This window comes from Mesorhizobium humile (assembly GCF_033977215.1).
GTDB lineage: Bacteria > Pseudomonadota > Alphaproteobacteria > Rhizobiales > Rhizobiaceae > Mesorhizobium > Mesorhizobium humile.
Genome location: NZ_JAVIIV010000009.1, coordinates 41863 through 67217 on the forward strand (window position 1 = coordinate 41863; position 25355 = coordinate 67217).

Sequence of the window (25355 nt, forward strand, 5' to 3'; positions counted from 1 at the left end):
GTCAGCCGGTGATAAAGCGCCAGACTTCCGGGTCGGGCTTTATCTGTCCGCTCAGCACGAAATATTTATACAGGACGAGCAGCGAGATCGCCTGCTCGTCCTGTTCATTGCCGAATTTGCGGCAATAGGCGTTGGCGGCGGCGGTTATCCGCCCCGCCTCGGCGGGATGCTTTTCGAAATAGGCCACCTTGTCGACCAGGTCGGAGAAGTCCTGCCGCAGCGGCACGTAGTGGACATTGGGCTCGACCTGGGCTTCCGCAAACCAGGTTTCGTAGGTCGGCTCCGGCATCAGGCAGAGCGAATTGGAGCTCATGATCCATTTCAGGTTTGTCGCGACGTCATTGCCTTCGAGCGAGACGATGTAGCGATACTGTCGCTGCTGCTCGATGTTCAGGAACGGCTTGCGGTACCCATCCGGCGCGTCGGCCCTGTGGGAACCCGCATCGCAAATCGGCAGCTCGGCGGCCTTTTCCACGAACCGGGTGCGGAGCGGATTGTTGAGGTGACCGCGCCAGACCACCATCGGGCGCTTATCGGCGAAAGACAGCTTGTCGGGCGGCATGTAGAAGTGACGGAACTTGTTCAGCTTCATCAGCACGCCGTTCGCGTTGTCGTCGCCGATGGGCCGGTCCTTGACGATCCTCGGTACCTCCGGAACGCCGACGACGTCGCCGAATTCGAAATCGATCAGCAGGCCGGGATCGAAATAGCGGGCGAATTCCTTGAGGTCGTAATAATACATGCTGGAAGCGGACGGCAGCTTGCCGACAGCTATGGCGTCCGGACTGGTCACGAACGGGTGTTGCAGTTTGTTGTAGTAGTTCAGTCGCTCGCGAACCGTCTTGCCCGAAAGCCTGGCCTGCTCGAGCCTGCTGGCCAGGCGGTCGCGGAACAGGGATTGCGGTGCGCGGTCACGCGCGAAATTGCGCGCGTAGTAGAACAGCTTTGCGGCGGTTCGTGAGAGTGTGGCCATGCGTCCGCGAGTTCAGCAAGATGGTCAATGGTAGTCGGCCTTCATCCCCCTCGTCTCCTACAGCATTCTCCCAGCCATGTTGCAAGCCCGCTAATGCGAATGACCCCACAGGACCTTACGCTGCGACGACGGCGAACCCTCTTGCGCGCAGACCGCGCCGGTCGTCATGCAGTGAGGTGACCAGTCGATCGCGGCTGCCGGCGATGTGAGCGGAAAGCAGCCGCGCCGCTTGCTCGGCATCGCCGCTCCTGACGGCGGCGAGGATGGCATGATGTTCGGTCCAGGCGCGGCCGAGGGCCTTCTCATCGCGCACCTCCAGCCAGCGCGCCCGCGACAGCCTGGTCATTGCATCGCGAACGGCCCTGAGCAGAAACTCGTTGCCGGAAAGCCTTGCCAATTCGATGTGGAAATCCAGGCCGACGCGATGCCACTCCTCGCGCGGCGTCTCGGCATCGCAGGAATCGAGCATCGCCGCGATCACCTCGATGCCGCCGCGGTCGTCGAGCGCCGCCGTCAGGCGAACCGCCGCGACCTCGACAGCCTCGCGGTAGACGGCGATCTGTCCGAGCTCCGCGAGGTTGATCGGCGCCACCGTCCAGCCGCGGCCATCGCGGCCGACCAGCCCTTCCGTTTCCAGGCGCAGCAGCGCCGCTCGCACCGGCGTGCGCGAAGCGCCGAACTGGCTCTCGATCCAGCGTTCGGTCAAACGTTCGCCCGGGCCGATCTCCAGCCCGAGGATCATCTCGCGAAGCTGCCTTTCGACATTTTGCATCTGCGACATTGTCGTTCCGTTTTCCAACGCCGCATTGACAGCGGCTAATGTCAGGTCCATGACGAATACCAGCTTGGTATCCCAAATCGGTATCCGAAACAACCCCAGCATTGGCATGCCTGACATGACGTCCAACGAATCCGAACAGAGCGGCTTCAACATCCATTGGCGGCGCAACCTCGCCGTCTGCTTCGCCGGCTCGTTCAGCACGCTTATCGCCATGACGCTGCTGTTGCCGTTCCTGCCGCTTTACGTCGAGCAACTCGGCGCTGAGGGCCACGCGGCCATCGTGCAGTGGTCGGGTATCGCCTATGGTGCGACCTTCTTCGCGGCAGCACTGGTCGCGCCCTTGTGGGGACGACTGGGCGACCGCTACGGCCGCAAACTGATGCTGGTGCGCGCTTCGTTCGGCATGGCGATCTGCATGTCGCTGACCGGCATGGTCCAAAGTGTGTGGCAGCTGGTGCTGCTTCGGCTGCTGATCGGTTTTGCCGGTGGCTATTCGTCAGGTTCGACAATTCTGGTGGCGATGCAGACGCCGAAGGAGCGTTCGGGTTGGGCGCTGGGCGTGCTGGCGGCGGGCATCACGGCGGGCTCGCTGGTCGGACCGCTGCTCGGTGGGCTGCTGCCGCCGCTGATCGGCATCCGCGCGACCTTCCTGCTGTCCGGCGCCGTCATCTTCCTGACCTTCCTGGCGACGACTTTCCTGATCAAGGAGAATCCGCCGGCGCCCAAGCCCGCCTCGACGGCGAAGCCGAAAAGCGGCTGGTCGCAGATTCCCGACAAGCGGCCGATCATCGCCATGCTGACCACCGGCATGCTGCTCGCCTTCGCCACCATGTCGATCGAGCCGATCATCACCGTCTATGTGCAGCAGCTCGTCGAGGACCAGAGCAAGGTCACCATGGTCGCCGGCGTCGTCATGTCCGCGGCGGCGCTCGGCACCATCCTGTCCTCATCCTGGCTGGGAAAACTCGCCGACCGCGTCGGCCACTGGAACGTCGTGGTCGGCGCCCTTGCTGTCTCGGCCTTGCTGCTCATTCCGCAGGCCTTCGTCACCAATGGCTGGCAATTGATCGGCCTGCGCTTCCTGATGGGACTGGCGCTGGGCGGACTGTTGCCCTGCATCACCAGCGTTATCCGCCACAACATCCCCGACGGGATCGGCGGCAATGTGCTTGGCCTGGCGATCTCGGCGCAATATGTCGGCCAGGTCGCGGGACCGCTGTCCGGCGGCTACGTCGGCGGCCATTTCGGCATGCGCTCGGTCTTTCTGGGCACATCGGTGCTGATGGCGCTCGGCGCGGTCTATAACTGGATTGTCCAGTCCCGGCGGGCACGGCATATGCTGCTTGAAGCCGGCGAGTCCTGACCGGCACATCGCCCAACCGCAGCATGGAGCATCCAGGATGAGTCTTACGGCCCAGGCATCAGGCGGCGGGAGCCGCGTCCTCGTGCTGGCAGCCGGCCTCGTCGGCGCGGCCGGCGTGGCGTTGTCGGCGGCGGCCGCGCATCGCGGCGGCGCCTTCACCGGCACGGCGGCCAACTTCCTGCTGATGCATGCGCCGGCGTTCCTCGCCATCGGCCTTGCCGGCGGCAACCGCTGCCTCAGGATCGCCAGCCTCGTCCTGCTCGCGGGCCTGCTTCTGTTCTGCGGCGATCTGCTCGCCCGCGATTTTCTCGGCTCGCGGCTGTTCCCGATGTCGGCGCCGATCGGCGGCACCTTGTTGATCGCCGGCTGGGTGGCGATCGCCGTCTCGGCGCTGTGGCGCCCGCGACCCTGACCTATCTTTGCCCTGACCTACCTTTGCCCGAAACGCCGCTTGCGCTGGCGCACCGGCAATCCGTCCACGCGACGCCGTTCAGGCTGCTCGGTTCCGGGCGTGATGCCCCAATAGTTGCGGTAGATGTCCTGAAACAGATGGCCGATCGGATGCATGACCACGTTCTCCTTCTATTGAATCGATCCAATACGCCGGCGTAAAATATGACCGTGGGTCAGCCGCGCTTGCGCTCCACGAGAAAGCGCGGCGCGCGCTTCCACGGGCCCAATCTGCCCCGGCGTTTCTCGCTGGCGGCGACCGAGGCGATGCCCCAGTCGTCGCGGTAGATGTCCTCGAACAAATAGCTCACCGGATGCACGGCGCCCTCCTGTCGAAACCCGCCATATACGGGACTTGGATCGATTCAAACCATAGGCCTCATCCACCTCAAGTCAAGCTAAAATTTGAATCGATCCAACAAAAATGTTAGATGACCTGCGACAATTCAGCGGTCATGTTCGTCGCGTGACCGGATTCGGAGGAACGACATGGCATCACTCCTCGAAGGCCAGGCAAGACCGATCAGGCTGGCCGACATCGCCAAGGCCGCCGGCGTCTCGCATGGCACGGCCTCGAACGTTTTCAGCCGCCCCGAGATCGTGCGCGCCGAAGTGCGGGAACGGGTCAAGGCGGTCGCTGAGCAGATGGGTTATGCCGGCCCGGACCCGAAAGGCCGCCTGCTGCGCGCCGGCAAGGTCAACGCCATCGGCGTCGCCACCACCGAGCCCCTCTCCTACTTCTTCGACGATCCGTTCGCCCGCGTGATGATGGCCGGCATTTCGCAGGCCTGCGACGCCACCGGCGCGGGCATCGCGCTGGTCTCGGCCGCCAACCAGGAAAAGCTCGCCTGGAACATCCAGAGCGCGCTCGTCGACGGTTTCGTGCTGTTCTGCATCGAAGGCGGCTCGCGCCTTGTCGACCTGACGCGCGAGCGCAGGCTGCCTTTCGTTGCGCTGGAACTCGGCTTCCAGGACGAAACGGTATCGGCCATCGGCGTCGACAATGTCGCCGGCGCAAGGCTCGCCGCGCGCCATCTCGCCGAGCTCGGCCATCGCCGCTTCGCCGTGCTGTCGCTCGGCTTTGCCGACAATCCCACCGGCTTCGCCACGCCGGAAGCCGTGCGCAGCGCAGTCTACACCGGAACGCGCGATCGCCTTGCCGGCTATTTCGAGGAGCTTTCCCGCTTCGGCATCGATACGGCGAAGATCCCGGTCTACGAGACCGAGAACGAAGACAAAAGCACCAGGGCCGGCCTCGAGGCGATCTTTGCCAAGGAGGAGCCGCCGACCGCCATCCTGGCGATGTCGGACCGCATGGCGCTGATAGCCATCGACTGGCTGAAAGCCCGAGGCCTCAACGTTCCCGGCGACGTCTCCATCGTCGGCTTCGACGGCGTGCCGGACGGCGCGCTGTCCACGCCGCCGCTGACGACCATCGCCCAGCCGATCATCGAGATCGGCCGCCGCGCCGCGCGCATGATCCTCGACCATGACGGCGCGGTGCGGCGCGAGACGATGGGCGTCGAGTTCATCGTCAGAGGCTCGACCGGCCCCGCTCCAAGAGGCTGAGCGACCTTTCGCTTGCAGCTAGCAAGCAATAGTTGGCAATGGCGCGGAGAGCGTGCAGGATGCCTAGTTAGCCTTTGATGGCGACGAGGACATCGGCGCAATGAGTCACTTGGACAGCGAACCGGTTGGTGATCCTGCGAACCTCGGCTTCGACAAGGTACGGTTGACGCGACTCAAGCATTGGATGCAGCGCTACACGGACACGGGGCGCTGGCCCGGCGGTGCGGTACTCGTCGCTCGCCACGGAGAGCTCGCCTTTTTCGAATGCGCCGGGCACGCCGACGTCGAAGCTAAGCGGCCTTGGCAGCGTGACCTCATCGCCCGCATCTGGTCGATGACCAAGCCTGTCACCGCGGTCGCGCTGCTGATGCTGTACGAGGAAACGCGCGTGCATCTCGACGACCCGGTCGAAGCCTATCTGCCGGAATTCAAAGATATGCAACTTCTGATACCCGGCGCGACCTCGCTCGACCAGACGGTGCCCGTCAAGACGAAGCCGACGATCCACCATCTACTGACCCACACATCGGGTTTGAGCCTCTTTACCGGCCCTCGCTTACTCGGTGAAGCTTATGCTAGAGAAGCGCTCGGCCTAGCCAAGGGCTATGGTGGGCTCGACAAGATGGTGCGCCGGATCGCCGAGCTGCCGTTGGAGTGGGAGCCGGGTACGAGATGGCAATATAGCGTCGGAAGTGATGTCATCGGCCGTATCGTGGAAGTCGTTTCGGGGATGACGCTCGACAAATATTTCGTAACACGGATCTTCGAGCCTCTCGGTATGACCGACACAGGTTTCTCGGTGCCGGAATCCGAGATGAGCCGCTTGCCCCCGCAGTATGAGGTAACCCCCGCAGGCATAGCATTGAACGAAGCGCCGGAGATTTCGGCGTGGCGGCAAGGCAAGGTTGATACGTTCTGCGGCGGAGGCGGCCTCGTCGGAACCATCGACGATTATTGGCGGTTCGCCGAAATGCTACGCGCTGGAGGCGAACTCAACGGCGAACGCATCCTCGGTCCGCGCACTTTGAGATTGGCGGCGTGCAATCACCTGCCGGGAGATCTTGCCTCGTTGGCAACCGAAGTTTGGGCCGAGACCCAATTCGATGGTATCGGGTTCGGTTTGTTGGGCTCCGTCGTCCTTGATCCGGCCAAGGCAAAAATTTCGGCGCAGGTCGGAGATTATGGCTGGGGCGGAGCGGCAGGCACTTTCTTCTGGGTGAGTCCCGTCGACGACATGGTGGTCATTCTCTTCACGCAACTCTTGCCCTCGAGCGCCATTCCGGTGCGCAAGGAACTGCGCGCACTCGTCCATGGTGCGCTTACAGGGGTCTGAGACTCGTCAACAGAAACTGCGCAGTGCGCGCGCTCAGATCAGTTCGGCATCACGCTAGTATCCCCCCGCCCTCGCCGGCAGCGGCTGCGCGCCGAAAGGTGCGCGCGCAGGCTCCTCGCGCATCGGCTTGGCGCGGGACGGGCCGAGGCCGGCGAACCATTCGAGATAGAGCGCAAGCGCGAGCTGCATGGCGATGCCGGCCGCGATCAGCAGCGTATCGTAGGCCAGGCCGCCCGGATTGATCAGCTTCAGCACCTGCGCCGCCATGGCAAGTAGCGTGCCTGCGACGAACACCGGCAGCGAGCGCTTACCCAGGATCGCCAGAGGATTGTCGGGCCGGACGCGGAAGAAGTTGGAGACCGCTGGCAGGGCCACGATCAGATAGCTGACCGACAGAATGTGCAAGAGCCGCGGCAGCGACAGGAAGGTCTTGTCGAAGCCGCCGATCACTACCGGCAGGTTGAACCAGGTGATCTGCCCCCAAAGCGGGGTGTGCACCCAGATCGCCGCGCCGGCCACATAGATGCCGGCGCCACCAAGCAGCCACGGATTGACCGGGATCCGTCCGCCGCGCTTCACATGCAGCATGGCGGCAAGGCCGATGTTGAACAGGAACTGCCAGGACAGCGGGTTGAGGAACCAGAAGCCCGGCTCCGGATAGTTCGGCGGCGCGATCTGCCAGATGCCGGCGACGAGCCAAAGCAGGCCGGACACGATCAGCGCCGGCACCGGCCGATAGCTGACGAACAGCACGAAAAGGGGCGCCGCCAGAAGCAGCGCCGCATAGACTGGCAGGATGTTGTTGTAGCCGAGCTGGTGGCCGAGCGTGACGATGCCGAGCAGCACCTGCGGCGTGTTCTTCATCAAGGGCTCGATGTTGATCATCGTCAGCATTTCCGGACGATGAGCCAACACCGCGGCGGCGCAAAACAGCGCAATCACCACCATCGTGATGACGATGTGGGAGATGTAGAGCACGCCGGCGCGCCGCCACATCTTCAAAGTCGCGAGCAATCGGCCGCCCGGCTTGAACTTCGTGCCGTAGGCCAGCGCGACCGAGATGCCGGAAATCAGCACAAAGGCTTCGGCAGCATCGGAAAAGCCGAAATTCTTGTAGGTCCAGTTCTCGAAGACAGTGCCCGGCACATGGTCGACGAAAATGGTGAGCAGCGCGAGCGCGCGCAGCACGTCGATACGCGTATCGCGCTCGTCGATACGCCTATGGCGATCGTTAGGAACAGGGGTGGTCATCGACAAAAGGCCTCAAAGCTGGTTGTTCATAGCCAGCAATGCGACCCCCGGGGCGCACCGCTTCGATTCCTCCCATGAGGAGTGTATCGGCGCAGAAACGGACTGAAATGCGCATGGTTCAATCAACTTTCGCGGAGCGCCAAAATATTCCGTTTTGAAGCCGGCAAATCAACGAATCTCTCATGGAATCAAATGGATATGAGCGTTCCCGAATATAGCGACAAAAACAGCATCCTGCGCGAGGATCTGAGATTTCCCTACCGTCTGCTGAGGCCGGCAAACGCAAGCGGCGAGTGCCTGTTCGTGCTGCACGGCTCGGGTGTGGACGAGACGACGATGCTGCCGCTGGCCATGCAGATCGCGCCGCGTTCGGTGATCGTCGCAGCGCGCGGCCGCATCCCGCAGGAGGATGGATTTCGCTGGTTCGAGCGAATCACGCCGACCAGTTTCGAGCAGGCCAGCATCCATGCGGAGACGGCTGCCTACGCCCAGTTCGCAATGGAAGCCGTGAGGGAGCATGGGCTCAACCTTCAGCGTTCGACCTTCCTTGGCTATTCGAACGGCGCCAATGTCGTCTCCAGCCTGATGCTGCTCCATCCGGGTGTGGTCAGGCAGGCGGCGCTCTTGCGGGCAATGCCGGTGCTCGACACTTCGCCCATGACCGACCTCGACGGAAGCCGCGTGCTGATCGTCGCTGGCGCCGCCGACCAGACCTACGGCCCGTTCGCACCCGCTCTGGTAACGCTGTTCAGCCAGCGTGGCGCCGAGGTCGACGCGCGCATCGTCGCCTCGGGCCATGAATTTGGCGATGCGGACGCCGCGATCATGCGGCAGTGGCTTGCAGAGTCTGCGCCGGTTGCGCGGAGAGCGTCTCCTTCCATCGCCCAGGCGCCAAAAAGGTGACGCACTTCACAGCCTGGCGCGGCATGTCGCTCCATTGTCATATGTCTGTCACACACTGTCTATCGAGATACTGTTCACCGAGGGGAGGTCTGAATGGCCGACGAGAACAGCATCACTTTGCTCGACGACACTTCGAAATTGCCCGTCATCGCCGCCAGTCCGGGCGAGGTCGCCAGGATTGAAGGCGGCATCGATATTCGCGACCGCGCGGCGATTTCGGTCTTCGGCGACCGCGCCCAGCAAGCGGTCAGCGACTATGCCGACAAGATCCTGTCGCAGATCCGCAACCGCGATCTCGGCGATACCGGCACATTGCTGACCGACATCATCATGAAGGCCAAGAACCTCGATCCGGCTTCGCTGAAGGAAGAAGGGTTCTTGGGCAATTTGTTCTCCTCGTTCAAGGCCAGGCTCGAACGCTTCAAGGAGAAATACGAGGACGTCGCCGGGCAGATCGACCGCATCGGCCTGGAGCTCGACCGCCACAAGGACACGCTGCGCCGCGACATCGCCGTGCTCGACGACCTGCACGAACAGACCAAGGAGTCCATCCTCAACCTCGACGCCTATGTGCAGGCCGGCAAGAAATTCGTCGACGACTACCGCGCCAACGAACTGCCGAAGCTGAAGGCCGCGGCAGACGCCAAGGCGAGCGATTCCGCCGGAGCGCTAGAGGCACAGACCTACCAGGACGCCGTGCAGGCGCTCGACCGGCTGGAGAAGCGCATCTTCTACCTGGTGCAGGCGCGCCAGCTCGGCATCCAGCAATTGCCCCAGATCCGCATCGTGCAGTCCGGCGACGAGACGCTGATCGAGAACCTGCAGGCGACCTCGGCGCTGACCGTGCCGGCCTGGAAGCAGAAGATGGTCATCCTGCTTGGGCTGACCAACCAGAAATCGGCGCTGGAGCTGCAAAAGACGGTGACCGACGCCACCAACGAGATGATCCGCCAGACATCGAAGATGATGAAGGATCAGGCCATCTCCATCGAGGAGCAGGCGCAGCGCGGCATCGTCGATGTCGAGACGCTGGCGCAGGCCAACCGCGATCTGATCGACACCGTGCAGGGCGTGCTCAAGGTCCAGGAGCAAGGCCGGCAGAAGCGGGCCGATGCCGAAAAGCAGATGGACCAGATGACCGCCGACCTCAAGAAAGCGCTCACTGGAGCATGATGCCGAAAAGTGTGAAGCGGTTTTCGGACGACATCATGCTCCATCTCTTTGATTTGGAGCCGGATGATTTCAGGTCCACTCGACCTGAAATCATCCGGCTCAAGGGCTGACGGGGCCTCGATGCGAATGAAGCTTTCGTCCGTTCTTGCGCTGGCGGCCGCGCTGCTGTTAGCAGCCTGCAATTCCAGCAACGTCAAATTCTCGATCGTCTCCGGGTCCGAGAACACGGTGCTGGAACCGATCGTGCAGGAGTTCTGCGCCAAGCAGGGCGCGACCTGCACCATCACCTACCAGGGCTCGCTCGATATCGGTCTCGGGTTGCAGAAGGCCGGCGGGCTCGATCAGGACGCGGTGTGGCCGGCGTCGAGCGTCTGGGTCGACCTGTTCGATACCGGCCGCAAGGTGCGCAACCTCACCTCGATCGCGCAAATGCCGGTCATCCTCGGCGTGCGCAAATCCAAGGCCGCCGAACTCGGCTGGGTCGGCAAGGACGTGTACATGAAGGACATCCTTGCCGCAGTGAAGGATGGCAAGCTCAAATTCCTGATGACTTCGGCCACGCAGTCCAATTCCGGCGCCAGCGCCTATCTGGCGATGCTCTCCAGCGCGCTCGGCGGCAAGCAGGTGATCGAACCCGGCGACCTCGACAATGCCTCCGTGCACGACACGGTCGGTGCCCTGTTGCAGGGCGTCGAGCGCTCGTCCGGGTCCTCAGGCTGGCTGGCCGACCTCTATGTCGACAGCGCGCGCAAAGGCACGCTCTATGACGCGATGTGGAATTACGAGGCGACGCTGAAGGAGACCAACGACAAGCTGAAGCAGATGGGCGACGAGCCGCTCTATGCGGTCTATCCGGCCGACGGCGTCGCGGTCGGCGATTCCCCGCTCGGTTTCATCGACCATGGGCGCGGCGCCGATCTCGAAAAATTCTTCACCGACCTGCTCGCCTATCTGCAGTCGGATGCAGTACGCAAGCGCATCGCCGACACCGGCCGGCGACTGCCGCTTGGCGGCGCCGCGGTCCAGGCGACGGCCGAGCCCGACTGGAATTTCGATCCGGGCAAGCTGGTGACGTCGATCCGCATGCCGGAACCCGCGGTGATCCGTACGGCGCTGAATCTCTATCAGGAAGCCCTGCGCAAGCCGTCGCTGACGGCGCTCTGCTTCGACTTCTCCGGTTCGATGGAGAATGAAGGCGAGAAGCAGTTGCAGGAGGCCGCGCAGTTCCTGTTCACGCCGGAAAAGTCGAGCGAAGTGCTTGTGCAGTGGACGCCGTCCGACCACATCTTCGTGCTGCCGTTCGACAGCACGGTGCGCGACATTTTCGACGCGACCGGCGATCCGGCGGGCCAGAACCAGTTGCTTGGCGACGTGGCGCAGCAGCGGGCCGGCGGCGGCACGGACATGTATGCTTGCGCCTCACAGGCGCTGCAGAAGATCCTGGCGACGCCCGACCTTTCTAAATATTTGCCGGCCATCGTCATCATGACGGACGGCCGCACCGACGGCAGCGCCGAACCGTTTTTGGCTGAGTGGCGGCAGGCGCCGTTACGGATCCCGGTGTTCGGCATCACCTTCGGCGATGCCGACAAGAGCCAGCTCGACAGTCTCGCCAAGGAGACCTCGGCGCGAGTCTTCGACGGGGGCGGCGACCTTGCCGGTGCCTTCCGCGCCGCGCGCGGCTACAATTAAGGCCAACCATGCGCGGCTTGTTCGGCAATGACTGGAACTGGATCGTGGCGGGGCTGGTATCGGCCGCGCTGCTGATCGGTCTCGGCACGCTCACCCGCTTCCCCTTCCTGGTCTCGGCGGTGATTTCGGTGCTGGTGTTTTTCGGACTGGTCTTCGTGCTGGCGCCGCGGCAGCTGTTCGAAGGGCTCGATCTGCGCTCCATCGGCGGCGGCCAGGTGGCGTTCGCGCGTGAATTGCTGGCGAAGGCGCAGCCGGCGGCCGACCGGTTGGCGGCGGCGGCCGGCTCGATCGCCGACAAGGACATGAAAGCCAAGGTGAAGGACCTGTCCGACATCGCCGCCGACGTCATCTCCAAGGTCGAGGCGAAGCCGGCAAGCGCTGCTTCCGTGCGGCGCTTCCTTACCTATTACGTGCCGCAGGCGGCGGAGATCGCGGAAGGCTATGCCACGCTCGCCGATCGTCGCGCGCCAAGCCAGCAGCGGCTTGCCTCGATCGGCTCGGTGATCACCAAGCTGCAGGACGCTTTCGTGCATTACGCCGACAGCCAGGCGGACTCCGAGCTTGGCACGCTCGACGTTGACCTGCGACTCATCCAGGAGTCGCTGAAAGAGGATATCGGTCGCTGATGGCCCTTTCTCGCCGCGCTTTCGGACTTGGACTGCTTGCCGCCGCCGCGGCCGGAACGGGCGGCTATCTGACGCTGAAGGACCGGCCTGAATTCCGCGGCTATCTCGGCAACCGGGCGCATCTGTTCGGCTTCATCGGCGGCGAGAAGCAGGCGTTCCTCGCCGACCCCGATGTGGTGAGCGCGCTGGGCGGCTACGGGCTGGAGCTCGACGCCCGCGTCGCAGGCTCGGTCGAGATGGTGCGCGAGCCGGCTCTCCTGACACAGAAGCCGCAGTTCCTTTGGCCGTCCTCCTCGATCATGGTCGACCTTGCGCGCAAGAGCGGCGTTTCCATCCGCAACGACCAGGTCGTGCTCAATTCGCCGATCGTCGTCTACACCTGGGGCCCGGTGGTCGAGGGGCTGAAGAAGAGCGGCCTGGTCACGGTCGCCGCCAAGGGCGGCTACAACCAGCTCGACCTGAAGGCGCTGCTCGATGCCATCCTTGCCGGCAAGAACTGGTCGGATCTCGGCATTTCCGAACTCTATGGCCGCGCCCGTATCGTCTCCACCGATCCCAACCGCTCCAACTCCGGCTTCATGTTCGCGGGCCTGGTGCTCAGCCTGATGAGCGGCGACGTGGCGACGCAGGAGTTGCTGGTGCAGCATGGCGAGCAGGCGAAGTCGATCTTCCGCAGCATGGGCCTCAAATCGTCGTCATCCGGCAAGCTGTTCGACCAATACATCGCCGGAGGCCTGGGCGCCGAACCGATGGCAGTGGGTTACGAAAACCAGCTCGTGGAATGGGCGCTCGCCGATCCGGCGCGCTGGCAGCGCGTGCAGGCCGGCGCCGGCGCCAAGCCGGAAATCCTCTACCCGCGTCCCACCGTCTATTCGGCGCATCCGCTGATCGTCATCGATCCGGCGGTCGACCAGTTGCTCGAGGCGCTGACCAGCCCGAAACTGCAGCAACTCGCCTGGTCAAAACATGGATTCCGCGGGCCGCTCGGCACCGTGGCGGGCGACGCCGACGCCGTTGCCGGCGTGCGGCCGGCAGAGATCGAGGCGGTACTGCCGATGCCGTCGGCCGACGTCATGCTGTCGCTGCTGTCGCAGTTGGAAGTCTAGTCGACCCAGAGTATTTACTTTTGCGCAATTCCGGACGGAAAACCGCTACGCACTTTTCCTGGAATTGCTCTAGCCCCGTCCCATCCGGTTCCAGGCGTCCAAACCCGCAATCTTGTAGGCTTCCGCCAGCGTCGGGTAGTTGAAAGTGTTGTTGACGAAGAAGTCGACCGTGCCGCCGAGGTTGATCACCGCCTGGCCGATATGGATGAGTTCGGTGGCGCCCTCGCCGACGATATGGGCGCCGAGCAGGCGGCGCGTCTCGACAGAGAACAGAAGCTTCAGGAAGCCGCTTGAGACGCCCATGATGTGGCCGCGCGAGGTTTCGCGGAACCGTGCCAGGCCGACCTCATAGGCGGCACCGCTGTCGCGCACCTGCTCTTCCGACAGGCCGACCGTCGAGATCTCCGGCACGGCGTAGATGCCGTAGGGAAAGCTCTCCGGCGGCGGCGGCAGGTGGACGCCGAAGGCGTGACAGGCCGCCACCCGGCCCTGCTCCATCGAGGTCGAGGCGAGACTCGGGAAGCCGATGACGTCGCCGGAAGCATAGATGTTCGGCACGCTGGTCTGGAAGGTGTCCGGATCGACCTTGATGCGGCCCCGGGCGTCGGCCTCGATCCCGACGGTGTCGAGGCCGAGGCTGGCGACGTTGCCGGTGCGGCCGGCGGCGTAGAGCACCATCTCGGAGCGGATGGTGCGGCCGTCGGCCAGCGTCACTTCGGCATGGTCGGGCTTCGAGGCGATCTCCTTCACCGCACTGCCGAGGCGGATGGTCATGCCGCGGTCGCGCATCTGGTGGATGAAGTCGTCGACGATCTCGCGGTCGATGAAGTCGAGGATGGTGTTGCGCGGCTCGACCAACGTCACCGGCACGTCGAGCGCGGAAAAGATGGTGGCGTATTCGACGCCGATGACGCCGGCGCCGATCACCGTCAGCGTGCGCGGCAGATGGTGGAGCTCCAGCATCTCGTCGCTATCGAAGACGCGCTGTTTGTCGAAGGGCACGTCGGCCGGACGGTGCGGCCTGGTGCCGACGGCGATAAGCGCGTTGGCGAAGCCAACCTCGCTGTAGTCGCCATTGTCGGCGGTCAGGCTGACCTTGTTCGGCGTGAGGAATTTCACCGCGGCGCGCGCGCTTCTCACCGTGTTGCGCATGAACTGGTGCTGCAGCACCTCCACCTCATGGTCGAGCGTCTTGTGCAGCCGGTCGACCAGATCGCTGATCGAAATGTCCTGCTTGACCCGGTAGCCGCGTCCGTAGAAGCCGCGTTCGCGCCAGCCCGAGAGGTTGAGCACCGTCTCGCGCAGCGTCTTCGACGGGATGGTGCCGGTGTGCACCGAGACGCCGCCCAGGCGCCGGCCCCTGTCGACCACCAGCACCGACCTGCCGAGCTTGGCCGATTGCACCGCGGCCCGGCGCCCCGAAGGGCCGCTGCCGATGACCAGCATGTCGTAGTCCATGTCCCTGTCCCCTTTGTGCGCCGCAGCAAGCTAGACCGGGAAGAATGTCATGTTCAACTGCCAACACATCATCCGGTATTCGTGCGTAACGACGCAAATCCTCCAGATGCAATCAAAAGCGTGCGAAACCTTAACCGGACGGCAAGGCTTGCGTGCAATGGTCCCTCGCGAGGGGACCACCGGGGTAACAGAGTTGGCGATTTCCAAGAGCGATGCGCTGCCTGGCGCGGAGAACGGTTTTTGGTCCGGCCTGCAGAGCAGCGCGGTTCTCACCGACCTGCGCGAGGGGCTGTTTCGTTTCATCGCGCTCGCGGTAGCAGCAGTCTTCATCTATCGCGGCGTGAACAACCTCGTCATCGACAGCGGCCGGCTCAACGTCCTGATGCTGCTGATTTCCGAGACGCTCACCTTTGTCTGGCTGCTCTTGGCGCGCCGGCCGCTTGTGCGCGACTGGAGCCCGCTCACCGTCTTCATCTCGCTGACCGCGGGCTTCGGCTCCGCCCTGGTTTCGCTGCAGCAAGGCATCGCGATCGTCCCGCTTTACATTGCGGCGCCGCTGCAGTTCCTGGCGCTTTGGGTGGTTATCTGGGGCAAGATGTCGCTCGGCCGTTCTTTCGCCATCCTGCCTGCCAATCGCGGCGTCGTCACCAGCGGCGCCTACCGGTTCGTGCGGCACCCGATCTATGCCGGCTACCTGGCCGGGCACATCCTGTTCCTGCTTTCGAGCTTCTCCATCTACAATTTCGCGGTCTACGCGATCATCACCCTGTTCCAGATCCATCGCATCCTGCGCGAGGAGCGTATCCTGGCGATGACCGATGAGTATCGCGACTATCTCTCGCGGGTCCGCTACAGGCTCTGCCCCGGCATCTTCTGACATCGCGTCGGTCCACCGGCGTGCATGTTCCTTGAATTCCGGTCCGCCCTCACCATTTGACAGGGGCGACAGGCATCCTCAAGCGGATGCCGCGATCGAGGAACGGACATGAACGCACGCGTGTTGGACGGCGAGATCATCACCACCAGGTTCGAGGACACCCGCGCCTATCGCGGCGTGCGCACGAGGCGCATCTTCGCCTTCCTGCTCGATTATTTCTTCGTCGCGCTGCTCACCATTCCCTTCGCCATCCTGGTCGCCATCCTCGGGCTTTTGACCTTCGGCCTCGGCTGGACGCTGTTTTCGGTGCTGGTGCCGATGGTAGCCATTCTCTACATCTGGAACACGCTTGGAAGCCGCGACCAGGCGACGACCGGCATGAAGATCATGGGCATCCGCCTGGAGAAGCTCGACGGCAGCCGCATCGACGGCATGACGGCCGTCGTTCACTCGGTGCTGTTTTGGGCCGGCAATGTCATCCTGACGCCGCTGGTGCTTCTGGTCACGCTGTTCTCCGACCGCAAGCGCACGCTGCACGATCTGCTGCTCGGCACGGTGGTCACCCGCACCGATATCTGACGGTGTCCACGGCCGCGTCGATCAAACCGCCGCACCGCCTGCGCATAAATATGAACAGGTCGAGCCCGTCGCGTCAGCACAATCCTGTTGAATTTTTCGCCGACCGGGCCAAAGGTAGAGCGATTCGCAGGAGCGTTTCCAAGATTAGATGACGCAGCATCCGACCCAGTCGCCGCAGTTCTTCCTGACCGCGCCGTCACCGTGCCCCTATCTGGAGGGACAGTTCGAGCGCAAGGTGTTCACGCACCTTGTCGGCGACAAGGCGCCGGAGATGAACGACCTGCTCACGCAAGGCGGCTTCCGGCGCTCGCAGAACATCGCCTACCGCCCGGCCTGCGAATCGTGCCGCGCCTGTGTCTCGGTGCGCATCCTGGCGCAGGAATTCGACCCCAGCCGCAACATGCGCCGCGTCATCCAGCACAATGCCGATCTCGTCGGGGCCATGCATGACGCGCAGCCCTCGACCGAGCAATATTCGCTCTTCCGCAGCTATCTCGACGCCCGCCATCGCCGCGGCGGCATGTCCGACATGACCGTGCTCGACTATGCGATGATGGTGGAAGACACGCATGTCGACACCAAGATCATCGAATACCGGCGTCGTGGCCCCGACACGTTCATCACCGGCAAGGGCCATGGCGAGCTGATCGCCGTCGCGCTCACCGACAAGATGGCCGACGGCCTGTCGATGGTCTATTCCTACTTCAATCCCGACTTCGAGGAGCGCTCGCTCGGCACTTTCATGATCCTCGACCACATCGCCCGCGCCAAGGCGATGGGCCTGCCCCACGTCTATCTCGGCTACTGGGTCAACGGCTCGCGCAAGATGAATTATAAGATGCGCTTCATGCCGCAGGAGCATCTCGGCCCGAAAGGCTGGGAACGCTTCGACCACGAAGCGGTCAGTCGCTAAAACAGTTTTCCCGAACCCGCCCTTATAGTGTTTCAAGGGAGAAGACGCCGGTCTTGCGCGCCCTCGCGCGAGACGTGCGCAATCGCGCCGGCCCTTGCTCTCGCTTTGTTTCGAGAACGATCACATGTCTTCCCACACCGATCATCAGAAAGGCCTTCTCGTCACCGCCATCGGCGGGCTGGTGCTGAGCATCGATATTCCGCTGATCCGGCTCGCGAATGGCGAGGCCTGGACCATCCTTTTGCTGCGCACCAGCTGCACCTTGGCGGCGGCGCTGATCATGTGGGCCGTCTGGCGCTCGTACAGCAAGAATGCGCCGCAGCTCATACCGGGCTGGTCGGGACTGATCGTGGCCGTGATCTACGGGCTCGGCGCGGTTGCCTTCATGACAGCCGTCTACCATACATCGACGGCCGATCTCGTCTTCATCCTGGCCTTCAACACCGTCTTCGCGGCGCTGCTGTCCTGGCTGTTCCTGAAAGAGCGGCCGCGGCCGCTGACCCTCGCCGCGATGGCGCTGATGATCGTCGGCGTCGCCATCATCGTTGGCGATTCCGTCGGCACCGGATATCTGTTCGGTGACCTGATGGCTTTGTGCTCCGCCTTCCTGATTGCCTGCGCCATCACCATCTCGCGCGCCAGCGGCAAGGACATGGGCTTCACCGCGCTGATTGGCGTCATCCTGCCTTTCGGGGTGGCGGCGTTCATGGTTTCCAGGACCGGCTTCCAGGTAGCGGCGCCGTGGTGGATCATGCTGAATGGCGGCGTCGTCATGCCGATCGCATTCTTCTGCCTCGCCAACGGACCGAAATACATCTCGGGCGCGGAAGTGGCGATGTTCTATCTCCTGGAAACGATCCTGGCGCCAGTCTGGGTGTGGATGATCTTCGCCGAGACACCGTCCCGCAACAGCCTGATCGGCGGCGGCATCATGATCGTGACGCTGGTCGCGCATTCGCTGTGGCAATTGCATGAGGGCCGCAAGCGCCGCGCGGACCTCGCGGTGCATCATCCGGCCTGAATCTTCCTCGGCTCCGCGGCCGCCTCGATCCGGGGCGGCGCGCCAGCCTCGTCGGCGACTGGCGGGATCTCGTCCATCAACTCAACCTCGCGCAGCCATTCGCGCCAGATGGCGACGAGGAGCGCCATCAATACCGGGCCGATGAACAGGCCGAGGAAGCCCATCGTCTTGACGCCGCCGATCAAGCCGAAAAAGGTCGGCAGGAACGGCAGCTTGATCGGGCCGCCGACGAGCTTGGGCCGCAAGGTCTTGTCGACGATGAAGAGCTCGACCGCGCCCCAGACGAACAGCGCCGCGCCGGCAAAAAGCTGGCCGCTGGCGGCAAGGTAGATCGACACCAGGGTGAAGGAGAGCGGCGCGCCGCCCGGTATCAGCGCCATGATGCCGGTGAGCGCGCCGAGCGTGACCGGCGACGGCACGCCGGCGAGCCAATAGGCTATGCCCAGCACCAGGCCCTCGCCGATGGCGATGATGGTCATGCCCGTCACGGTCGAGGAGATGGTTGCCGGCACGACGCGCGAGATACGCTCCCAGCGCGTCGGCAGAATGCGTTCGCCGAGGCGATCGACCTGGGCCGCGAAAGATTCGCCGTCGCGATAGGCGAAGAACAGCGCGATCATCATGAACAGAAGTGTCAGCAACAGGCCGAAGGCGCTGCCGCCGGCGGCCAGGGCACCGCGATAGATGGTGCCGATGTTGGAGCCGCTGATCAGCTGGATCAATTCGCCGATGCCGCTGGGATGGCCGAGATACGCCGTCCACTGCTCGTTCAGCCACTCGCCGACCACCGGCATGGTGGCGATCCATTGCGGCGTTACCGCGCCGTGCCGATTGGTCTCGATCGCCCAGGTAACCCACTCGCGCAGCTCGTTGATGGCATAGGTGCCGGCAAGCGCGATCGGCACCACCAGGAAGGTGAGGATGAAAAGGATCGCAAGCGTCGCGCCGGCGGTGCGGTTGCCGCCGACGACGACGAGCAGCCGGCGGTAGAGCGGCCAGCTGGCGAAGGCGATGACGAGGGCCGCCAGCACCGGAAACAGGAAGCCGTGGAAGAAATAGACGCCGGCGGCGACGATCAGGACCAGGAGCCAGCGCGCCGCCGACAGCGGCGGGATGACGGCCGCCCGCAGCGGCGTCGACAGGCCGAACAGGCGCTGCCCCGGCTTCTGGATCTCAGCCCGCTTCAACCCGGCGTTTCTCCCCTGCCCGAAGGTTCAATGGATGCTTACGCACCATCATAGTGCAGCAATCGTGACGATAGTCCAAATGATTGGCTGGGCGCTCTTCGGCGCGTAGCACCGAGACGGATGAGGGGGTGCTCCAGCGGAGTGAGACGTCGGCGTTCCCTGGAACACTTCTCATCCGGCCTAGCTTCGCTCGTCCACCTTCTTCCACAAGGGAAGAAGGAAAAGGCCGTGCTACCCGAACTTACCCGTCCGCGGGAAACCCTTCGGCACCATGCGGCCGGCGGCGGCGCGCGCTCCGATCCATTCGGCCAGTTCCTCGCGCGACTTGACGAAAGTGCGATCCGCCGAATCCTGCCAGGAGAGCCCGGTCTCGAGTGTGAACGTCTTGAGGTCCAGCACGCCGCCGTCCTTGTACTTCTGCAGGCGCACGCCCTTGCCGCGCGCCATTTCCGGAATTTCGGCCAGCGGGAAGACCAGCATCTTGCGGTTCTCGCCGACGATGGCGAGATGGTCGCCCGAAACCGGGATGCAGCGCTTGGCCTCGTCCGGCGCCTTGACGTTCATCACCTGCTTGCCCTTGCGGGTGTTGGCGACGACCTCTTCCTCCGAAACGACGAAACCATTGGCATCGTAGGAGACGAGCAGCAGCTTGCGCTTGGGATCATGGACAAAGGCGGTCACGATGTCCTGGTCGTTCTCCATGTCGACGATGATGCGGATCGGCTCGCCATGGCCGCGCCCGCCCGGCAGCCGGTCGGCGCCGATGGTGTAGAACTTGCCGCCCGTGGTGAAGACCAGGATCTTGTCCGTGGTCTGGGCGTGGAAGGCAAGCTTCAGGCCGTCGCCTTCCTTGAAAGTGAGCTGTGAATGGTCGGTCAAATGACCCTTCATGGCGCGCAGCCAGCCCTTTTCCGACACCACCACGGTGACCGGCTCGCGCTCGATCATGGCATGCGCGATGTCGGTCAGGTCATGCTCGGGCGCGTCGGCGAACTGGGTGCGGCGCTTGCCGAGCTCGGTCTCCGGACCGAACGTGTCGCGGACCTTGGCGACTTCCCACTTGATCGTCGACCATTGCTTGGCGTCGGACGCCAGCAGGGCCTCGATCTGCTTCTTCTCGGCAGTGAGGCCGTCGAACTCCTTGCGGATCTCGATCTCCTCGAGCTTGCGCAAAGCGCGCAGGCGCATGTTGAGGATGGCTTCGGCCTGGTTGTCGGTGAGCGACCAGCGGGCCATCATCACCTGCTTGGGCTCATCCTCCTCGCGGATGATCCTGATGACCTCGTCGATGTTGAGATAGGCGATCAGGTAGCCGGCAAGGATTTCCAGCCGCTTCTCGATCTCGCCGAGCCGATATTTCGAGCGGCGGATCAGAACTTCGCGGCGGTGGTCGAGCCACTCCTTCAGCACGCCCTTCAGCGACAGGACGTTCGGCACCTTGCCGCGCGACAGCACGTTCATGTTGAGCGGAAAACGGCTTTCTAGCTCGGTGAGCTTGAACAGCGATTCCATCAGGATGCCGGGATCGACGGTGCGGCTCTTCGGCACCAGCACGACGCGGATGTCCTCGGCGCTCTCGTCACGGATGTCTTCGAGCAGCGGCAGCTTGCGCGCCATCAACAGCTCGGCGATCTTCTCGATCAGCCTCGCCTTCTGCACGCCGTAAGGGATTTCGGTGACGACGATGCTCCAGGTGCCCCTGCCCTGGTCCTCCTGGCCCCATTTCGAGCGCACGCGGAAACCGCCCCGGCCCGTCTCATAGGCTTCGAGGATCGAGGCTCGGCTGTCGACGATGATGCCGCCGGTCGGGAAATCCGGTCCCTGGACGAAATCCATCAGCTTCGCCACCGGTGCATCCGGATGTTCGATCAGATGAAGCGCAGCATCGCAAAGCTCGGCCGCGTTGTGCGGCGGGATCGAGGTCGCCATGCCGACGGCAATGCCGGAGGAACCGTTGGCGAGCAGGTTCGGGAAGGCGCCCGGCAGGACGGACGGCTCCTCGTCCTCTTCGTTGTAGGTCGGCCGGAAATCGACCGCGTCCTCGGTGATGCCGGCAAGCAGCTCGCTCGCCACCTCGGTCATGCGCGCTTCGGTGTAGCGCATGGCGGCGGCGTTATCGCCGTCGATGTTGCCGAAATTGCCCTGCCCGTCGACCAGCGGGTAGCGCATCGAGAAGTCCTGCGCGAGACGCACCAGGGCGTCGTAGATCGACTGGTCGCCATGCGGATGGAACTTGCCCATCACGTCGCCGACGATGCGGGCGCATTTGGCAAAACCCTGATCGGGGTTGAGCCTGAGCAGCCGCATGGCATGCATGATGCGGCGATGGACCGGCTTCAGCCCGTCGCGCACATCCGGCAGGGCCCGGTGCATGATGGTCGACAGCGCGTAAGCGAGGTAGCGCCGCTCGAGCGCTTCCTTCAGATCGACCGGTTCGATTTTGTCGCCGCCGCCATTGTCATCAGGCGGCAAAAGCCTCTTTCCCATGGATTTGGACTAGCCGAGCAGGCGATTCGCGGCAAGCGCCGCGTGAACATCGGCGCGTTCGTCGCGGCCTTGGACATGCAGCCGGCGGGTGTGAAGGATTTCACGGAAGCGGCAAGGCGACGGCGGCAATTTGCCACCGATCTGCAACAGGCTTAGTCGGCAACATGACGCCGGCCAACATCAATCCGTTACATGCGGCCGCTATCTGGCAATGCAACGCGCTGGCGCAAGGGGCCGCGGCCTTCATGATAAATTCACCGCATCGGGAATGGCTGCCGGCCGGCGTTTGCCTTTCATCGCCATTTTCGACAAATGTGCGGGGAAATGCCTTTTTCCCGTCCCGTTCGTCACGGAATGGTGATGGAGCAGCTTTCAAAACAATCTCATCATAGCCAAATCAGGACAGGGAACTCGCCATGACAATCCAACGCTCAACGCTCAAGAAACTGGCCTTTTCGACCTTTCTGCTGACGCTGCCGCTCAACACGGCCTTCGCCGCCGATCCGGCGGTGGCCGAGCGCATCAAGGCAGCTCTCGGCGCCCAGGGCGTCGACATTTCGTGGACCGGTGTCTCCGGCGACGATTCGAATGCCGTGCTGCAGGGTGTTTCGATCAAGCCGGCGGCCGAGAAGGAAGCGCTGCCGATCGGCGACGTAAAGCTGGAAGGGGTCACCGAAGCCGATGGCGGCTACGAGATCGCCACCGTCTCGACCTCGGCTTTCGAGCACAGCAAGGACGGCGTGACGCTCAACCTCAGCCCCGTGGTCATCCACGACATGAAGGTCCCGGCCGAAGGCAGCACCGATCCGCTCGGCTCGCTGATGATGTACAAGTCGGCGGAGCTCTCCAACATGACGGTCAAGGTCGGTGACAAGACGGCGTTCGCGATGGACGGGCTTGCCGTCCAGATCACCCCGCCAGCCGACGGCAAGGCGATGGACTTCACCGCCAACACCGAAAAATTCACCGCCGATCTGTCGCTGGTCGACGACCCGAAGTCGAAGGAAGCCATCGAGGCGCTCGGCTACCAGAACATCTCGGGCAACATCGACATGGCCGGCACCTGGCAGCCGAGCGACGGCAAGATGGAGCTGTCGAAATATGACATCTCGGTCGAGAATGCCGGCACGCTCGGCATGACCTTCAACCTCGGCGGCTATACGCTGGACTTCATCAAGTCGATGCAGGCCATGCAGAAGCAGCTCGCCGCCCAGCCGGAAGGCGCCGACAAATCCGCGCAAGGCATGGCCATGCTCGGCCTGATGCAGCAGCTTTCCTTCAACGGCGCCTCGGTGCGCTTCGAGGACGATTCGCTCACCGGCAAGGTGCTCGACTATGTCGGCAAGCAGCAGGGCATGTCGGCCAAGGACGTCGCCAACCAGGCCAAGGCGATCGTGCCGTTCGGCATGGCGCAGCTCAACAATCCCGAGCTGACGGCGGAAGTCTCGTCGGCGGTCAACACCTTCCTCGACGATCCGAAGAGCCTGGAAATCTCGGCCGAGCCGCCGTCGTCGGTGCCGTTCGCGCTGATCATGGCCGGCGCCATGTCCAACCCGCTCGACCTGCCGAAGACGCTGGGCGTCAAGGTCAAGGCGAATCAGGACTGATCGAGCGACACGCTTCAAGCAAAAAGCCCGGCAGCGATGCCGGGCTTTTCAATGGATGCTGTTTCTGCGAGCAGAAAGAAAGGCCTGGCTCTGAGCCCTAGCCTTCCTTCTTGGCCACGGCGACACGCAGCGACAGCTCGCGCAGCTGCTGCGGGGTCGCTTCCGAAGGCGCGTTCATCAGCAGGTCATAGGCCTGCTGGTTCATCGGGAACATGGTGATCTCGCGCAGGTTCTTTGCCCCGACGAGCAGCATGACGATGCGGTCGACGCCCGCCGCCATGCCGCCATGCGGCGGCGCGCCATACTGGAAGGCGCGGTAGAGGCCGCCGAAGCGCTCCTCCACCGTCGCGCGGTCCAGGCCGACCATCTCGAAAGCCTTGACCATGGTTTCCGGCAGATGGTTGCGGATGCCGCCCGACGCGATCTCGAAGCCGTTGCAGACCATGTCGTACTGGAAGGCCTTGATGCCGAGCGGCTCCTCGCCGTTGAGCGCGTCTATGCCGCCCTGCGGCATGGAGAACGGATTGTGGGCGAAGTCGATCTTCTTCTCGTCCTCGTTCCATTCGAAGAACGGGAAGTCGACGATCCAGCAAAGCTCGAACCGCTCGCGGTCGACGAGGTTCAGCTCCTCGCCGGCGCGGGTACGCGCCGCACCCGCGAAGGTGACGAACTTCTTCGGGTCACCGGCGACGAAGAAGGCCGCGTCGCCGTCGGCGAGGCCGAGCTGCTGGCGGATCGCCTCGGTGCGTTCCTCGCCGATGTTCTTGGCCAGCGGGCCGGCGCCTTCGAGTTTTTCGCCTTCCTTGCGCCAGAAAATGTAGCCGAGACCCGGCTGGCCTTCGCCCTGCGCCCAGGAATTCATGCGGTCGCAGAAGGCGCGGCTGCCGCCGGTCTTGGCCGGGATGGCCCAGACTTCGGCCTTTGCATCGTTGGCCAGGATGTTGGCGAACACCTTGAAGCCGGAATCGCGGAAATGATCCGAGACCGCCTGCATCTCGATCGGGTTGCGCAGGTCCGGCTTGTCGGAGCCATAGGTGCGCATCGCTTCGTCATAGGGGATGCGGCGGAATTTCTGCGTCACCGGCTTGCCGGCAGCAAAGGTCTCGAAGACGCCGCGAAGCACCGGCTCCATGGTGGAGAACACGTCGTCCTGCTCGACGAAGCTCATCTCGAGGTCGAGTTGGTAGAATTCGCCCGGCAGGCGGTCGGCGCGCGGGTCCTCGTCGCGGAAGCAGGGCGCGATCTGGAAATAGCGGTCGAAGCCGGAGACCATGATCAACTGCTTGTACTGCTGCGGCGCCTGCGGCAGCGCGTAGAAGGTGCCGGGATGGATACGCGACGGTACCAGAAAATCGCGCGCGCCTTCCGGCGACGACGCGGTCAGGATCGGCGTCGAGAATTCGGTGAAGCCGACTTCGCCCATGCGCTTGCGCATCTCGGCGATGATCTTGGTGCGCGCCACGATGTTCTTGTGCAGCGTCTCGCGGCGCAGATCGAGGAAACGGTATTTCAGGCGGATGTCTTCTGGGTAGTCCGGCTCGCCGAACACCGGCAGTGGCAGCTCCTTGGCGGCCGACAGCACTTCGATCTCGCGTGCGAAAATCTCGATCTCGCCGGTCGGCAGGTTAGCGTTGGTCGTCTCGGGCAGGCGCGCCTTGACCTCGCCGTCGACGCGGACCACCCATTCGCCGCGCAGGGTTTCGGCCACCTTGAAGGCGGGCGAATCCGGATCGGCGACGATCTGAGTCAGGCCATAGTGGTCGCGCAGGTCGATGAAGAGCAGGCCGCCGTGGTCGCGCACGCGATGCACCCAGCCCGACAGGCGAACGGAATTGCCGACGTCGCTCTTTCTCAACTGGGCACAGGTATGGCTGCGGTAACGATGCGTGGTCATGGGTAAAGTCCGGAAATTGCGGGCATTGGCCCGGCTCGAAAATTGGCGCGAAAAGCGCATGAGAGGCCGGCTTTGTCAAGGCAACCGGTCACACAGGCGCGCCAGCGCGGCC

23 protein-coding genes are annotated in these 25355 nt (G+C 63.7%); 14 read left to right on the forward strand and 9 right to left on the reverse strand.

What is annotated here, in order from left to right; genetic code table 11:
- Nucleotide 1: 1 nt before the first annotated feature.
- A complete protein-coding gene (locus tag RFM52_RS15320; protein ID WP_320297293.1) occupies nt 2–973 on the reverse strand; it encodes a glycosyl transferase family 90 in 972 nt (323 codons plus the stop codon).
- 115 nt (nt 974–1088) lie between these two features.
- Nucleotides 1089–1754, reverse strand: a complete 666-nt coding sequence (locus RFM52_RS15325) for a GntR family transcriptional regulator (protein ID WP_320297294.1) — start codon at nt 1752–1754, stop codon at nt 1089–1091.
- Between the two features lie 115 nt (nt 1755–1869).
- Here RFM52_RS15325 and RFM52_RS15330 point away from each other — a divergent pair, with 115 nt between their 5' ends.
- Complete coding sequence (locus RFM52_RS15330; protein WP_320297295.1) at nt 1870–3117, forward strand: MFS transporter; 1248 nt, start codon at nt 1870–1872, stop codon at nt 3115–3117.
- 37 nt (nt 3118–3154) lie between these two features.
- A complete protein-coding gene (locus tag RFM52_RS15335; protein ID WP_320297296.1) occupies nt 3155–3529 on the forward strand; it encodes a DUF423 domain-containing protein in 375 nt (124 codons plus the stop codon).
- Nucleotides 3530–3546: 17 nt separating this feature from the next.
- Here RFM52_RS15335 and RFM52_RS15340 read toward each other — a convergent pair whose 3' ends face one another.
- Together RFM52_RS15340 and RFM52_RS15345 are read right to left on the reverse strand one after the other, a co-directional pair.
- Nucleotides 3547–3684 (reverse strand): hypothetical protein, encoded by a 138-nt coding sequence (locus RFM52_RS15340; protein ID WP_320297297.1) that lies wholly within the window; start codon nt 3682–3684, stop codon nt 3547–3549.
- A gap of 59 nt (nt 3685–3743) precedes the next feature.
- Nucleotides 3744–3887, reverse strand: a complete 144-nt coding sequence (locus tag RFM52_RS15345; RefSeq protein ID WP_320297298.1) for a hypothetical protein — start codon at nt 3885–3887, stop codon at nt 3744–3746.
- 169 nt (nt 3888–4056) lie between these two features.
- On the opposite strand from RFM52_RS15345, the gene RFM52_RS15350 reads away from it, so the two are divergent.
- Nucleotides 4057–5136, forward strand: a complete 1080-nt coding sequence (locus RFM52_RS15350; protein WP_320297299.1) for a LacI family DNA-binding transcriptional regulator — start codon at nt 4057–4059, stop codon at nt 5134–5136.
- A 100-nt stretch (nt 5137–5236) separates the two neighbouring features.
- Entirely contained in the window at nt 5237–6469 is a 1233-nt protein-coding gene (locus RFM52_RS15355; RefSeq protein WP_320297300.1) for a serine hydrolase domain-containing protein, read from the forward strand.
- 54 nt (nt 6470–6523) lie between these two features.
- Here RFM52_RS15355 and RFM52_RS15360 read toward each other — a convergent pair whose 3' ends face one another.
- Nucleotides 6524–7720, reverse strand: coding sequence for an OpgC family protein (locus RFM52_RS15360; RefSeq protein ID WP_320297301.1), 1197 nt, complete (start codon nt 7718–7720; stop codon nt 6524–6526).
- Between the two features lie 198 nt (nt 7721–7918).
- On the opposite strand from RFM52_RS15360, the gene RFM52_RS15365 reads away from it, so the two are divergent.
- From RFM52_RS15365 to RFM52_RS15385, 5 genes are all read left to right on the forward strand, one after another.
- The gene (locus RFM52_RS15365; RefSeq protein ID WP_320297302.1) at nt 7919–8623 is read left to right on the forward strand and encodes an alpha/beta hydrolase; all 705 of its coding nucleotides are present in this window, start codon (nt 7919–7921) and stop codon (nt 8621–8623) included.
- A gap of 93 nt (nt 8624–8716) precedes the next feature.
- Entirely contained in the window at nt 8717–9796 is a 1080-nt protein-coding gene (locus RFM52_RS15370; RefSeq protein ID WP_320297303.1) for a toxic anion resistance protein, read from the forward strand.
- Between the two features lie 120 nt (nt 9797–9916).
- Complete coding sequence (locus tag RFM52_RS15375; protein WP_320297304.1) at nt 9917–11488, forward strand: VWA domain-containing protein; 1572 nt, start codon at nt 9917–9919, stop codon at nt 11486–11488.
- Between the two features lie 8 nt (nt 11489–11496).
- Nucleotides 11497–12114: a 5-bromo-4-chloroindolyl phosphate hydrolysis family protein gene (locus RFM52_RS15380; protein ID WP_320297305.1), complete on the forward strand. Its 618-nt coding sequence runs from the start codon at nt 11497–11499 to the stop codon at nt 12112–12114.
- On the forward strand, nt 12114–13220 hold the full coding sequence (locus RFM52_RS15385) for a type 2 periplasmic-binding domain-containing protein (RefSeq protein ID WP_320297306.1): 1107 nt from the start codon (nt 12114–12116) through the stop codon (nt 13218–13220). The genes RFM52_RS15380 and RFM52_RS15385 overlap by 1 nt, the downstream gene beginning before the upstream one ends.
- Nucleotides 13221–13289: 69 nt before the next feature.
- Here RFM52_RS15385 and sthA read toward each other — a convergent pair whose 3' ends face one another.
- Entirely contained in the window at nt 13290–14678 is a 1389-nt protein-coding gene (gene sthA, locus RFM52_RS15390; protein WP_320297307.1) for a Si-specific NAD(P)(+) transhydrogenase, read from the reverse strand.
- A 193-nt stretch (nt 14679–14871) separates the two neighbouring features.
- Between sthA and RFM52_RS15395 the strand changes: the two genes are divergently transcribed.
- The 4 genes from RFM52_RS15395 to RFM52_RS15410 all read left to right on the forward strand — a co-directional run bounded on the left by RFM52_RS15395 (nt 14872) and on the right by RFM52_RS15410 (nt 18068).
- On the forward strand, nt 14872–15555 hold the full coding sequence (locus RFM52_RS15395; protein ID WP_320297308.1) for a methyltransferase family protein: 684 nt from the start codon (nt 14872–14874) through the stop codon (nt 15553–15555).
- 108 nt (nt 15556–15663) lie between these two features.
- Complete coding sequence (locus RFM52_RS15400) at nt 15664–16134, forward strand: RDD family protein (protein WP_320297309.1); 471 nt, start codon at nt 15664–15666, stop codon at nt 16132–16134.
- 148 nt (nt 16135–16282) lie between these two features.
- Nucleotides 16283–17047 carry an arginyltransferase gene (locus RFM52_RS15405; protein WP_320297310.1) on the forward strand — a complete coding sequence of 255 codons (765 nt, stop codon included), beginning with the start codon at nt 16283–16285 and terminating at the stop codon, nt 17045–17047.
- Between the two features lie 124 nt (nt 17048–17171).
- Complete coding sequence (locus RFM52_RS15410) at nt 17172–18068, forward strand: DMT family transporter (RefSeq protein ID WP_320297311.1); 897 nt, start codon at nt 17172–17174, stop codon at nt 18066–18068.
- Here the strand turns inward: RFM52_RS15410 and RFM52_RS15415 are convergent.
- Together RFM52_RS15415 and parC are read right to left on the reverse strand one after the other, a co-directional pair.
- Nucleotides 18056–19255, reverse strand: a complete 1200-nt coding sequence (locus RFM52_RS15415) for an AI-2E family transporter (protein WP_320297312.1) — start codon at nt 19253–19255, stop codon at nt 18056–18058. The genes RFM52_RS15410 and RFM52_RS15415 overlap by 13 nt on opposite strands.
- 231 nt (nt 19256–19486) lie before the next feature.
- Nucleotides 19487–21742, reverse strand: a complete 2256-nt coding sequence (gene parC, locus RFM52_RS15420; protein ID WP_320297313.1) for a DNA topoisomerase IV subunit A — start codon at nt 21740–21742, stop codon at nt 19487–19489.
- A 416-nt stretch (nt 21743–22158) separates the two neighbouring features.
- Here parC and RFM52_RS15425 point away from each other — a divergent pair, with 416 nt between their 5' ends.
- Nucleotides 22159–23349, forward strand: coding sequence for a hypothetical protein (locus tag RFM52_RS15425; RefSeq protein ID WP_320297314.1), 1191 nt, complete (start codon nt 22159–22161; stop codon nt 23347–23349).
- Between the two features lie 97 nt (nt 23350–23446).
- On the opposite strand, the gene aspS is transcribed toward RFM52_RS15425, so the two are convergent.
- Entirely contained in the window at nt 23447–25243 is a 1797-nt protein-coding gene (gene aspS / locus RFM52_RS15430) for an aspartate--tRNA ligase (protein WP_320297315.1), read from the reverse strand.
- Nucleotides 25244–25355 lie beyond the last annotated feature (112 nt).